The sequence below is a fragment of the Microbacterium sp. str. 'China' genome (assembly GCF_002993305.1).
GTDB classification, from domain to species: Bacteria; Actinomycetota; Actinomycetes; order Actinomycetales; family Microbacteriaceae; genus Microbacterium; species Microbacterium paraoxydans.
In genome coordinates this window covers 44,111-56,239 of sequence record NZ_CP027434.1, presented here as the reverse complement: position 1 = coordinate 56,239, position 12,129 = coordinate 44,111, and the positions used below count along the sequence as shown (strand labels likewise).

Annotated in this window: 14 protein-coding genes; 8 read left to right on the top strand and 6 right to left on the bottom strand. The window is 71.8% G+C overall.

Annotated elements, in window-relative coordinates; translation table 11 throughout:
• The first annotated feature begins 112 nt into the window (after positions 1-112).
• Together C6C15_RS17270 and C6C15_RS00275 are read left to right on the top strand one after the other, a co-directional pair.
• Positions 113-559 carry a hypothetical protein gene (locus C6C15_RS17270; protein ID WP_234024185.1) on the top strand — a complete coding sequence of 149 codons (447 nt, stop codon included), beginning with the start codon at positions 113-115 and terminating at the stop codon, positions 557-559.
• Complete coding sequence (locus tag C6C15_RS00275) at positions 487-1,614, top strand: hypothetical protein (RefSeq protein ID WP_234024184.1); 1,128 nt, start codon at positions 487-489, stop codon at positions 1,612-1,614. Before C6C15_RS17270 ends, C6C15_RS00275 begins: the two co-directional genes overlap by 73 nt.
• A 13-nt stretch (positions 1,615-1,627) precedes the next feature.
• Here the strand turns inward: C6C15_RS00275 and C6C15_RS00270 are convergent, their stop codons facing one another.
• A complete protein-coding gene (locus tag C6C15_RS00270) occupies positions 1,628-2,689 on the bottom strand; it encodes a LacI family DNA-binding transcriptional regulator (protein ID WP_105948974.1) in 1,062 nt (353 codons plus the stop codon).
• A 60-nt stretch (positions 2,690-2,749) separates the two neighbouring features.
• Between C6C15_RS00270 and C6C15_RS00265 the strand changes: the two genes are divergently transcribed.
• Entirely contained in the window at positions 2,750-3,988 is a 1,239-nt protein-coding gene (locus C6C15_RS00265) for an MFS transporter (protein ID WP_105948973.1), read from the top strand.
• A gap of 1 nt (position 3,989) precedes the next feature.
• Here C6C15_RS00265 and C6C15_RS00260 read toward each other — a convergent pair whose 3' ends face one another.
• Positions 3,990-4,634 carry a response regulator gene (locus C6C15_RS00260; protein WP_105948972.1) on the bottom strand — a complete coding sequence of 215 codons (645 nt, stop codon included), beginning with the start codon at positions 4,632-4,634 and terminating at the stop codon, positions 3,990-3,992.
• Positions 4,631-5,827, bottom strand: coding sequence for a sensor histidine kinase (locus C6C15_RS00255; RefSeq protein ID WP_083370961.1), 1,197 nt, complete (start codon positions 5,825-5,827; stop codon positions 4,631-4,633). The genes C6C15_RS00260 and C6C15_RS00255 overlap by 4 nt, the downstream gene beginning before the upstream one ends.
• A 115-nt stretch (positions 5,828-5,942) precedes the next feature.
• Between C6C15_RS00255 and C6C15_RS00250 the strand changes: the two genes are divergently transcribed.
• Positions 5,943-6,794, top strand: a complete 852-nt coding sequence (locus C6C15_RS00250; RefSeq protein WP_105948971.1) for a GAP family protein — start codon at positions 5,943-5,945, stop codon at positions 6,792-6,794.
• A 35-nt stretch (positions 6,795-6,829) separates the two neighbouring features.
• Complete coding sequence (gene nucS, locus C6C15_RS00245; RefSeq protein ID WP_060923428.1) at positions 6,830-7,525, top strand: endonuclease NucS; 696 nt, start codon at positions 6,830-6,832, stop codon at positions 7,523-7,525.
• Between the two features lie 3 nt (positions 7,526-7,528).
• On the opposite strand, the gene C6C15_RS00240 is transcribed toward nucS, so the two are convergent.
• A complete protein-coding gene (locus C6C15_RS00240; protein WP_105948970.1) occupies positions 7,529-7,765 on the bottom strand; it encodes a response regulator in 237 nt (78 codons plus the stop codon).
• A gap of 145 nt (positions 7,766-7,910) precedes the next feature.
• On the opposite strand from C6C15_RS00240, the gene C6C15_RS00235 reads away from it, so the two are divergent.
• The gene (locus tag C6C15_RS00235; protein WP_105948969.1) at positions 7,911-8,576 is read left to right on the top strand and encodes an HAD hydrolase-like protein; all 666 of its coding nucleotides are present in this window, start codon (positions 7,911-7,913) and stop codon (positions 8,574-8,576) included.
• Positions 8,577-8,668: 92 nt separating this feature from the next.
• Here the strand turns inward: C6C15_RS00235 and C6C15_RS00230 are convergent, their stop codons facing one another.
• Positions 8,669-8,875, bottom strand: a complete 207-nt coding sequence (locus C6C15_RS00230; RefSeq protein WP_017203899.1) for a cold-shock protein — start codon at positions 8,873-8,875, stop codon at positions 8,669-8,671.
• 481 nt (positions 8,876-9,356) lie between these two features.
• Here C6C15_RS00230 and C6C15_RS00225 point away from each other — a divergent pair, with 481 nt between their 5' ends.
• Positions 9,357-10,178 (top strand): shikimate 5-dehydrogenase, encoded by an 822-nt coding sequence (locus C6C15_RS00225; RefSeq protein ID WP_199787675.1) that lies wholly within the window; start codon positions 9,357-9,359, stop codon positions 10,176-10,178.
• A gap of 15 nt (positions 10,179-10,193) precedes the next feature.
• Here the strand turns inward: C6C15_RS00225 and C6C15_RS00220 are convergent, their stop codons facing one another.
• Positions 10,194-10,631, bottom strand: coding sequence for an SRPBCC family protein (locus C6C15_RS00220; RefSeq protein ID WP_060923431.1), 438 nt, complete (start codon positions 10,629-10,631; stop codon positions 10,194-10,196).
• 150 nt (positions 10,632-10,781) lie between these two features.
• Between C6C15_RS00220 and C6C15_RS00215 the strand changes: the two genes are divergently transcribed.
• Positions 10,782-12,110: a cytochrome P450 gene (locus C6C15_RS00215; RefSeq protein WP_083370960.1), complete on the top strand. Its 1,329-nt coding sequence runs from the start codon at positions 10,782-10,784 to the stop codon at positions 12,108-12,110.
• Positions 12,111-12,129: the final 19 nt, after the last annotated feature.

Here is a 12,129-nt window from a genome sequence, read left to right as displayed (position 1 = left end):
CTCCTCGGGGCTCGTCGGCCGTGCGGCTCAGGCGGGCGGTGTCGGTCCAGTTTACCGGGCCGAGACGCCTGTCGGCCCCGCGAGCTCCGAGATCGCATGTCAGAGTGGTCGCATGCGGCGGGTCTGGGGACGCGAACTGGCGGGGTGGGCGGCCGCGCTGGCGCTGGCGCTCGTCGCCGTCGGACACCTCGCCTCCTCGCCGCGCTCGGTCCTGATGTTCGACGACGGAGACTCGCTGATCGTGGCCCTCGTCGGCCGATCGGTCCTGGATGGGGGCGGGGGCGACTGGGCGCTGTCCAGCGTGCTCTTCCTCCCCGAGATCGCGGTGTTCACGGCCCTCGACGCCGTGCTGCCGTTCGACGTGAACGGCGTGCTCGCGGCCATCGCGGTGTCAACGTCCTCGCGCTCTACGGGGCGATCCGTCTCGCCGCCGGGCGGCGCGTCGAGGGTCGCGCACCGGTCGCCTGGGCGGTCGGCGCCCTCGCCGTGTTCTGTCTCCTCATCGTCACGGAGTCCTCGCCGTCGCGAGACGCGCTCGAGCTCGCGTCGCTGGTGCTGACGACGACGTACTACTCCGCGACCGTCGTGGCCGTCGTACTGGCCGTCGGCCTGTGTCGGCGGTTCCTCGATCGCCCTGCCGGCACCGTCGCGCTCCCGCTCGGACTCGGGGTGGTCGCGGCGGTGGCGACCCTCAGCAATCCGCTGTTCGCCGCCTGGGCCACGGTGCCGCTCTCCCTCGTCCTGGGCGGTCTCTGTCTCACCACGCTCGCTATCCGGCGCCGCGGTCTGGCGCTGATCGCGTCGCTGGTCGGCGGCAGCATCCTGGGCTTCCTCGGTCGCATTCCCTTCTCGGCATGGATCGCGAACTCCGGTGCCGGCTACATCCAACCGACGGAATGGATCCACTCCGCCGCGTACTACGCCGGCCTCGCGATCGATCGGCTGTCCTCCCCCGGCGGGGTGCTCGGCGCGATGGCCGTGCTGGCGCTGATGGTCCTCGCGGTCGTGCGGTCGGCCCGCTCGTCGGACGCGGGTGACCGCCTGGTGACCACCGCCGCCTGGGCACTCCCGCTCGTCGTGCTCGTCGGCGGCATCGCGGCGGGAACCCACGCAGCGCGGTACCTGCAACCTCTCGCCTTCGCCCCGGTCCTCGCCCTCGTCACCCTGCCGCGCGTCCGGATGCGGCGAGCCACGCTGCCGCGGGTCGTCTCCGCCGTCGTCGCCATCGCCCTTCTCGCCGGCGGCTCCGTGTCCGTACCCCGCATCGTGCAGGCGGCGAGCGCGCCCGACGCGGACCTCGCCTGTGTGACGGACTGGGTGGATTCGTCAGGGCGCACCGGTGCCGGACAGTTCTGGACCGTCCGGCTCCCCAAGCTGCACGCGGCCGATCCGGCCCGGCTCGTGCAGGTCGATCATGAGCTCCGCGGCTACGCGTGGCTCGTCGATCGTCGCGACTTCGCGGCGGGGGAGGTCTCGTTCCTCATCGAGGATGCGCAGACGGTGGCGTGGAACCTGCCGACCGCTGCGGCCCCGACAGCCGTCATCGCGTGCGGGCGGTATCGCATCCTCGACTACGCGCCGGCGACGCTTCCTCTCGGGCCCGCCCACTCCTGACCGGTGCGCGCCGTCAGCGCGACGGAGGCGGTGCGGTCGTGGTGCCGGCGCGGAAGACGCAGTGCAGGTCCTGCGTGACGCCCGGCTCACCGCGCAGCATCCGGGCGACCTGCTCTCCCGCCGCCCTGCCCTTCTCCACCGCCGGCTGCACGCTCGTGGTGAGGGTGAGATCGCCGAGGCCGTCGAGGGGGATGCCGTCGAAACCCGCGACCGAGAGGTCTTCGGGAACGCGGAGTCCGAGCTCCTCCGCGGCGCGGATCACTCCGACGGCCAGCAGGTCGCTCTGCGCGAGCACCGCGGTCGGGCGGGTGTCGGCATCGGTGAGCAGCATCCGCCCGACGAGGATGCCCTCGTCGATGAGGCTGCCCGAGGCCGAGATCGCCGGAGCGTCAGCGAAGACCTCCCGCATGCCGGCCAGGCGGTCGACCGTCACGTCGACGGTGGCGTGGGCCAGACGCTCCGGCGTGATGAGGGTGCGCTCGCGCTCGGCGTCCAGCGAGAGCGTGACGAGCGCGACGTCCCGGTGTCCGAGGTCGCGCACGTGGCGGGCGATCTCGGCGGAGGCTGCGACGTTGTCCAGGGTGATGCGCGGGACGTCGAGCCCCGCGTCCCCCTCGATGACGACGACGGGGAGACCCCGTCCACGCACGATCTCGAGAGACGCGCGGGTACGGCCCGAGCAGCCGATGAGCACCACCGCGTCGACGGGGGCGCTCGCGATGGCCGAGCCGTCCTCGCCGGGCTCGTCGCGCATGAGGAGGATGCCGGCGCTGAGATCGGCCAGGCCGTCGGTGAGGCCGTCCATCATGGCGGTCGTCACGGGGTCGAGGAAGGCCGCGCGCAGGTGCCCCTCGAGGACCACCGCCACGATGCCGCTGCGACCGCGACGGAGGGAGGCGGCGCGCGGGTCGGGCCCCGTGTAGCCGAGGTCGGTCGCGGCGGCGAGCACCCGGTCGCGGGTGGCGGGTGCGACCTTGGCCTTGCCGCTGAAGACGACCGACGCGGTCGAGGTGGCGACCCCCGCCTCGCGAGCCACATCGGCGATCGTGGGCCGGCGCGGCGTCTCCCTGGTCATACTCCGAGGATAGCCCGGTTCGGTCGCGCAAGGTCGAATCGATTCGATAGGCTGTCCGCCATGGACACCGCCCTCACCCGCTCGCAGTTCGTGCGCTGGCGCACCGCGATCTTCGCCATCTTCCTCGCCAGCGGACTCTCGATTGCGACCTGGGCGTCCCGCGTGCCGGGGATCAAGGAGGCGCTCGACCTCGACAACGCGCAGGTCGGCCTCATCCTGCTCGGCATGGGCGTCGCGTCCATCCTCGGCATCTCCACGAGCCCTGCCGTGATGGCGCGGACCGGTGCGCGGCGCGGCATGCTCCTGGCGATGCTCACGTTCGCCACGGGCATCGCCCTCGTCGGCCTCGGCGCGACCGTCTTCGGGTCGGTGCCTGTCGTCCTCATCGGCATGGTGCTCTTCGGCTTCGGCAACGGCTGCGTCGACGTCATGATGAACGTCGAGGCCACCGCCATCGAACAGCAGATGGGCCGCACCATCCTGCCGGTCTTCCATGCGTTCTTCAGCTTCGGCACCGTGCTCGGCGCCGGCATCGGCGCCCTCGCCGCTGCCCTCAAGGTCGACGTCGGCACGCACGCGGTGTCGATGGGCGTCCTCATCGCCGTCATCGCCGTCGTCTGCTTCTTCCAGGTGCCCGTGCGGGAGGCCGCTCTCGACCCCGAGGACCACGAGAAGCCCCCGTTCCGTCAGCGGATGCACACCGCGCTCGAGGCCTGGCGCGAGCCGCGCACGTACCTGCTGGGAACCGTCATGCTCGGCATGTCCTTCGCGGAGGGCGGCGCCAACGACTGGATCGCCCTGGGCACCGAGCAGGGACACGGCTTCGCGGAGGGCACAGGGGCCGTCGCCCTGGCGGTCTTCTCCGTCGGCATGACCGTGGTCCGCCTCTTCGGCGGGCCGCTCGTGGACCGCTTCGGCCGGGTGCTGGTGCTGCGCATCCTGGCCGCGACCGCCGCCACCGGAATCCTCCTGTTCATCCTCGCGCCCACGCTGCCGCTGGTCCTCGTCGGCGCGGCGCTGTGGGGCATCGGCGCGTCGCTCGGCTTCCCCCTCGGCATGTCGGCCGCGGCGGACGATCCGGCCAAGGCCGCCGCACGGGTGAGCGCGGCCGCGACCATCGGCTATGTGGCGTTCCTCGGCGGCCCGCCGGTGCTCGGGGTCATCAGCGAGCACATCGGACTGCTCAACACGCTCTTCATCCTCGTCGCGCTCGTGGTGCTCTCGGGTCTGTTCTCCGGCGCCGCCCGACCGCTGCGCGCCGAGGAGAAGGCTCCGGCGGTCCCGACCGTCGAGCGCTGACTCAGCCCTCGACCCCGCGGACGAGCGCGGCCGCGTGCGACCGGCTGCGCGCGCCGAGCTTGGTGAGGACGTTCGAGACGTGCGTCTTCACCGTCGGGATGGAGATCCGCAGGCGCGCGGCGAGCTGGGCGTTCGACCACCCCTGCAGGATCCCGTCGAGGACGTCGCGCTCCCGGGGCGTCAGCTCCGGCAGCGCGAACGTCGTCATCGGCGTGGGCTCCGGAGCGGACGCCGCCACTGCCGCGAGCGCGCGGCGGGTGACCCGCGGGTCCAGCGCCCCGTCTCCGACGGCGACGGCGCGCACCGCCTGGACGAGAGTCGGCGCATCGACGGTCTTCAGGAGGAATCCGACCGCTCCCGCCCGGATCGCCGCGAGCACGAGCTCGTCCTCGTCGAAGCTCGTCAGGACGAGCACATCCCCCAGTCCGCGCTCGACGATCTCGCGGGTGGCCGAGACCCCGTCGCGCCCCGGCATGCGCAGATCCATGAGGACGACATCCGGCCGGAGCGCTGCGGCATTGCGCACGGCCACCTCGCCATCCGCGGCCTCCCCGACGACAGTGATGTCGTGCGTCTCCAGCATGATGCGCAGGCCGGCCCTGATCGCGCCGTGGTCGTCGGCGAGCAGCACGGTCGGTGCGGTCATGACCGGCCCCCCACCGGCAGTCGCGCCTCGACCAGCCAGCCGTCGGGTTCCGCACCGGCGCGGAACGTCCCGCCGAGGGCGGTGATGCGCTCCCGCAGCATCTGCAGCCCCCACCCCTCGCCGCCGTGCCCGGCGGTGACGGTCGGCGCGCCGCCCCGCGAGCGCACCGCGACGCGGGCCTGCTCGTCGACCGGGCCGATGGTCACCTCGACCACGGCACCGTTGGCATGGCGGACACAGTTACCCAGTGCCTCGCGCACCACCCGCACGACCGCCTGCTCTCCGCCGCCGCCGAGCGCACCCGGGTCCTCGACGGCGAGGCGCACGTCCAAGCCCGAGCGTCGGGCCTCCGCGGCGAGACCCGCGAGGTCGGCCCATCCCGGGGTCGGCGCGAGCGCCCCGTCGCCGCGGCGCAGCACCCCGATCATGGTGCGCAGGGCTCCGTGCGCGTCCAGCCCGGCATCGCGCACGGCCTGCAGAGCGGCGCGATCGTCCGCCCGCGTCGGGGGCGCTGCGAGCGCCGCCTCCGCCCGGATCGCCATGGCCATCACATGCCCGGCCACCACGTCGTGCAGTTCGCGCGCCATCGCCTCGCGCTCGCGCTGGACGGCCTGCGCCCGGTCCCGGGCGGCGGTCGCTGCGGCGTCCTCCGCCCGCTGACGGTGCAGGTCGGCCAGCTCGTGCGCCTGCGACACCGCCACCGCCCACCAGTAGTCCGTACCGAAGATCGCGCCGAACTGCACCGCGAACAGCACCGCGACCGCGGGAGTCGCCGCCGAGACGAGCAGGGCGGCGAGGAAGAGGGCGACGGTCGCCACGCCCAGGAGCACGAGCAGCACGCGGCGCCCGCGGGGGCCGGCGAGGAAGGCCGCCGTCCACAGCACGTCCAGCAGCACCACGAGCGTCCCGACGCCGCCGACGGTGAGGAGGTCGGCGACGAAGAGCCCGGCGACGAGCGCGAGCACCGTCCACGGATGACGCCGTTTGCCGAGGGCGAGAGCGCAGGCCGGGATCGCGAGAACCAGCGCCCACCACGGCGAGACGTCCTCCGGCAGCAGGGAGAACGGTCCCCAGATGCCGTGGAACCCGAGCGCCGCCATGACCGTCGCGAGACCGGCCATGCCCAGCGGGTCCACCCACCACCGGTGCCGCCGGTACCAGGCGGCGGGCCCTCCGTCGGCCGGATCGTGCATGCCCTCATGCAATCACGGCGCGGACGGCGTCGCATCCGACCAAAGGATGAGAGCATCCGGACGACCCCGACTTTCGCCCGATCCGCGCATGCCGAGCCGTCGCAATCGTGGAGGCATGGAACTCTTCGGCGGGCTCCCGCTGCCCCTCTCCCTCGCCGTGCTCGCGCTCATCGACGGCCTGAGCGTCGGGACGCTGCTCATCCCGGTCTTCCTGCTGCTGCATCCCGGCCGGGTGCGCGCCGGACGGATCCTCCTCTATCTCGCGACGATCGCCGTGTTCTATCTCGTGGTCGGCCTCCTCTTCCTCTGGGGCCTGGTGAATCTCGTCGACGTCGCCTCCGCCTTCCTGAGCTCTCCCGCGGGCATGATCACCCGTCTCGTCGTCGGCGCCGCCCTTCTCGTCACCGCCTTCGTGATGCCGACGAAGCCTGCGGAAGCGGCGCCGGTCGGAGCGCGCGCGGCCACCACCGCGGCGACCGGCTCCGGCGTGCCGGGCAGCGAACCGCCATCCGGGTCGATCGCCCCGGCACACCCACCCGTTCCCTCGACCGCCACTGCGACGACCGCACCGCGTCCCGGTCGGATCGCTCGGTGGCGGGAACGCCTGCTCGACCCGCAGACCCGGGGGTTCGCGGTCATGGCCGTCGCCATCGCGGCCGGGCTCGTGGAGGTCGCGACGATGCTCCCCTACATCGTGGCGATGACGATGCTCGCGGACGCTGGCGTCGACACGCCGCTCCGGGTGCTCTCCCTCGCCGGGTACTGCGCGCTGATGATCCTCCCGGCGCTCGTGCTCCTCGTGCTGCGACTGGTGGCGGCCCCGCTCGTGCAGCGCCCGCTGGAGCGCTTCGCCGCCTGGATGGAGCGGACGGGCGCCGAGAACACGGCCTGGATCATCGGCATCATCGGCTTCCTCATCGCCCGGTCGGCCGCCACCGAGCTGGGACTCTTCGACGCGATCTTCTGACCGCGACCCCGGCGACGACGAAGTAGGCTCGTCGGGTGCGTCTCGTCATCGCCCGCTGCTCGGTCGACTACACCGGCCGACTCAACGCCCACCTTCCGCTCGCCACCCGCCTGCTCGTGCATAAGGGTGACGGGAGTCTGCTCGTGCACTCCGACGGCGGCAGCTACAAGCCGCTGAACTGGATGAGCCCGCCGTGCGTGCTCGCGACCGAGGAACCGGGCGAGGAGGAGGCCGGCGCCGGCGTCGTCGAGGTGTGGCGCGTGACCCACAAGAAGACCGGCGATGCCCTCCGCGTGCAGATCTACGAGGTCATCCACGACTCCAGCCACGAACTCGGGATCGACCCCGGGCTGCAGAAGGACGGCGTCGAGGCCGACCTGCAGCGCCTGCTCGCGGAGCAGGTGGACCGCGTCGCCGAGGGCGCCACCCTGGTCCGTCGCGAGTACCCCACGGCCATCGGCCCGGTCGACCTGCTGGTGCGCGACGCCGACGGCGTGGCGATCGCGGTCGAGGTCAAGCGCCGCGGCGACATCGACGGCGTCGAGCAGCTCACCCGTTACCTCGAGCTCCTGGGACGCGACCCCCACCTCGCCCCGGTGCAGGGCGTGTTCGCCGCTCAGGAGATCAAGCCGCAGGCCCGCGTGCTCGCCGAGGATCGCGGCATCCGCTGCCTCGTGCTCGACTACGACGACATGAAGGGCATCGAGTCGGGCATCCCCCGCCTCTTCTGACCCTCAGCGCGTCGAGACCAGGCGCGGCCGCGGGCCCTCCAGCCGCGCGATCGCGATCTGCACCTCGGTGAGCTCGTGCTCGATCCGGTCGAACTTCGCGTCCTGGATCGCGAACCTCGCGTCCACCGCGGCGAAGCGCGCGTCCATCCGACCGATCATCCAGCCGAATCCGCTGATGATCGCGACGAGAGTCGTCGCGGCCGTCGCCAGCATCGTGATGACTTCCACCGACACGTACATGGCCCCCATTCTCACCCGTGATCCCGCCGCTGTCACGACTCTAGATCGGCGTGAAGGGCCTTCCCGCGTTCGGTGGATGAACCCGTTTCGTGCACACCTGTGCAGGACGGGCGGGCACCCGTTCGCGGGACCCTAGGCTGGAGGCATGCCCTCTTCGCCTTACTCGTGTGTGCTCTGGGACGTCGACGGGACCATCGTCGACGCCTCGGTCGGGATCCTGCGTCGCCTGAACATCGCCCTGACGCACTTCGGCCACCCGGCGCCGACGCGCGAGGAGCTCGTGCACTGGATCGGCCCTCCCATGTTCCAGTCCTTCCAGGACCAGGCGGGGATGACGCCGGAGCAGTCGGCCGAGGCGGTGGCGTTCTACCGCACCCTCGGCAAGGCGGACGGGTACACGACCGACGTGCAGACGTATCCCGGGGTGGCCGAGCTGATCCATGACCTGCACGCGGCGGGAGTCCCCCAGGCGACGGCGAGCTCGAAGCCCGAGAACCAGGTCGACGCGCTGGTCGACCACTTCGGACTCCGGCCGTCGTTCCTCACGACCGTGGGTGCCACGCCGGACGAGGCCACGCTCGCGTCCAAGACCGACATCGTGGCCGAGGCGCTGCGACGGCTGCACGCGCTGGGTGCCGACACCTCCCGCCCGGTCCTCGTGGGCGACCGGCACCACGACGTCGAGGGCGGTCTCGCCAACGGCGTGCCCGTGATCTTCGTCGGCTGGGGCTTCAGCGACCCGCACGAGGGCGACGACGCGGCGTTCCGCGTCACGACCGTCGACGAGCTGCGCGCACTCCTGCTGCCCTGACCGGCTCCAGGGCCGTCAGGGAAGACGAAACTCCCCGCCGGGTCAGCGCCTGCGCGTGGATCCGACGGGGAGTTCCCGGTGTTGCTTCCGCCTCAGACGGGGCGGATGTTCTCTGCCTGCAGGCCCTTGGGACCCTGCGCCACATCGAACTCGACCCGCTGGTTCTCTTCGAGAGAGCGGTAGCCGGATGACTGGATGGCGGAGTAGTGCGCGAAGACGTCAGCGCCTCCGTCGTCGGGGGAGATGAAGCCGAAGCCCTTCTCCGAGTTGAACCACTTGACCGTGCCCTGGGTGCTCATGTACTGCCTGTTCTGCTGATGTAGAAGCCGACGCAGGGGTGCACCGACATCGCTAACGCTAGTGGAGGGGACCCCCGGCGGAATAGCCGTTGCGAGAAGGTAATCCAAATGTTGCATGAGCGGACGCGCCCGGAAAATGGTGTGGCCCTCACCGCGGGGGGAGCGATGAGGGCCGAAGACGACCGGAGGGTGCGTCAGGAACAGCCTAACCCCTCCGTGAGCTTCTTGTCCCCCTTTTGGGGGACAAATCTGAAAAAACTTCGTAGCGGCTAGCCGGAGAGCGGCCCTCTCGAGGAGTCCATTGGGGACTGAACTACTCGAGAGGGCCCAATCGCATGCACGGATCGTCCGGCCCGTGGGGAGGGCCTCCGCCTCCTGGGGAGAGGCGTAGACGATCGATCCCCTTGCATGCACTTTCACCATAGGGGAGGACGCGTTCTCCCGCCATGGACCTTGACAGATGCGGCGGTAGCCTGATTCGGTGACCATGCTGAACAAGGACATGACGCTCTGCATCTCGCTGTCCGCACGGCCGAGCAACAACGGCACGCGCTTCCACAATCACCTGTACGAGGCCCTCGGTCTGAACTGGATCTACAAGGCCTTCGCCCCGACCGACCTCACGCAGGCCATCGCGGGGGTGCGCGGCCTCGGCATCCGCGGGTGCGCGATCTCGATGCCCTATAAAGAGGACGTCATCGAGCTCGTCGACCGCATGGACCCCTCGGCGGAGGCCATCGACTCCGTCAACACGATCGTGAACGACGACGGCGTGCTCACGGCCCACAACACCGACTATGCGGCGATCGCTCAGCTGATCACGGAGAACGACCTCGACCCGGCGTCGTCGGTCCTCCTCCGGGGTTCGGGCGGCATGGCGAAGGCGACGGCCGCCGCGTTCCGCGACGCCGGCTTCACGGACGTGACCATCGTCGCCCGGAACGAGACGGCGGGCCGCTCCCTCGCCGAGCTGTACGGGTTCGCCTGGCGCGCCGAGGTCGGAGACGCGAGGGCCGACGTGATCGTGAACGTCACCCCGATCGGCATGGCCGGGGGTACGGAGGCCGACGCCCTCGCCTTCCCGGAACAGGCCATCGACGCCGCCGAAGTCGTGTTCGACGTCGTCGCGCTGCCCGCCGAGACGCCGCTCATCGCCGCCGGCCGAGCCGCGGGTAAGACGGTGATCACGGGAGCCGAGGTCGCGACTCGGCAGGCGCTGGAGCAGTTCGTCCTGTACACCGGCATCCGGCCGTCGGCGGAGCAGGTGCGCGCCGCCGAGGAGTTCATGCGCGCCGAAGCGTGATGCGCAAAGCCCGCGTCAGGACGCGCGGCCCTCGGCAAGGTAGCCGAGACGGTGCAGCGTCTCCGCATTCCGCCAGCGGAGCATCGGCGTGGTCAGGAATCGGGGCAGGATCGTCGCCGGGCCCTTGACGGGCTCCTCGTCGATGCGCACCTGGCATCCCGTCGGGGTCGTCCGCGCGCGGATCGTCACCTGCGCCTCTCCTACCGGCCAGCCGCGCGCCCGCATGACCGCACGGTGCGGCGGGTGCCACTCCACCAGTTCGGTGGTGTCGTCCAGAAGCGCGGGCCACGTGCCGACCGAATGGTGCAGCTGGGCCCCGGCCGCGGGCCAGGAGTCGTCCACGTCGCGCATGCGGGAGGCGCCGACCACCCACGCGGGGTAGAGCCAGCCGTTCGCCAGCACGCGGAACACGTCATGGGTGGTGCACGTCAGGTCGCGGGTGTTGGTGGCCATGGTTCCTCCGTTCTGCCCCCATCCTGCGCGCCGCGAACCTCACTCGGGCAGGTGCTTGACATCGGCGACACCGACCGTCCCGGCTAGCACAATCGGTCCGAGGACGCCTCCCCCTTGGGCTGCCGCACGAGCGCGTGACAGGGTCGGATCATGCTTCAGCGACTGACTTCCCGACTCTCCGACGGTGTCGACGCGGCCCTGCACGAGGACTCGCCGGCGCTGCTCACCCGCGGCTACGACTTCGGCGAGCGCATCTGGCGCCGAGTCCGCCCCGGCGCCCGGTCGGCCCCGATGCGCCTCCTCGGGCACCCGGCGGCCTTCGTCCGCGGTGCCGAGGGTGTGGAGCTGTTCTACGACGAGAGCCGCATCGCCCGTGCCGGCGCCATGCCGGGGATCGTCCGCGAGCCCCTGTTCGGGCACGGTTCCGTGCACGCGCTCGACGGCACCGCCCACCGCCACCGCAAGGCCACCTTCGTCCAAGCCGCGTACGAGGATGCGCAGGTCGAACGGCTCACACCGTTCCTCGAACGGGAATGGGCGGCCGAGCGCGAGGACTGGCGCGCCGGCGGCACCCGCAGCGCCTACGACGCGGCCGTCGGCGCCTTCGGGCGCGCCATGATGCGCTGGGCCGGGCTCCCGGGCACGCCGGCGGCGCAGACCCGCTGGGCCGCGCGCCTCGCGCAGATCGTGGACGGGTTCGGCGCCCCCTACTCCCCCGCCTACGTCGAGGCGTTCGCGAACCGGATCTTCTCGGACCGTCACGCGCGCCGCCTCATCGAAGCCGTCCGCGCCGGCGATCTGGCGGCGCCGGAGGGCACCGCGCTCGCCCTGTGGGCCGCGCATCGCGACGAGAACGGCGAGCTTCTGCCCGCCCAGGTGGCCGGCGTCGAGCTGCAGAACAGCATCCGTCCGATGATCGCCGCCGCGCGGTTCGTGGCCTTCGCCGCGAAGCAGCTGCACGACCACCCCGAGTGGCGTACCCGGATCGCGGCGGAGACGACGGAGCGCGGCGCCCTGGTCGGGGGCACGCTGGCCGTCCTGTTCGCGCAGGAGGTGCGGCGGACCGGACTGTTCGTGCCGATGCTGCCTGGTCGTACCATCGCCGAGGTCGAGATCGACGGCGTCACGGTCCCGGAGGGCGGCCGGGTCGTCCTCGACATCCTCGGCACGAACACCGACGAGCGGTCGTGGTCCCACCCGGAGCGCTTCGCCCCCGAGCGGTTCACCGACGTGGACGACTACGAGGAGATCACGACCTTCGTCCCCCAGGGCGGGGGCGACGTCGCCTCCGGCCACCGCTGCCCCGGCGAGAAGCTCGTCATCGCCGGGCTCTCCGCCGCCGTCGCCGTCCTGAGCGACCCGGAGCTGACGGTGCTCGACGAGGGGCTCGACGTGAATCGCCGCCGCCTGCCCACCAAGCCCACGTCCGGAGCGCGGGTGCGCGCCTCCGGCTCCGGGCGCGGCTGCCCCTTCCACTGAGTCCCGGGGATCGCACGTC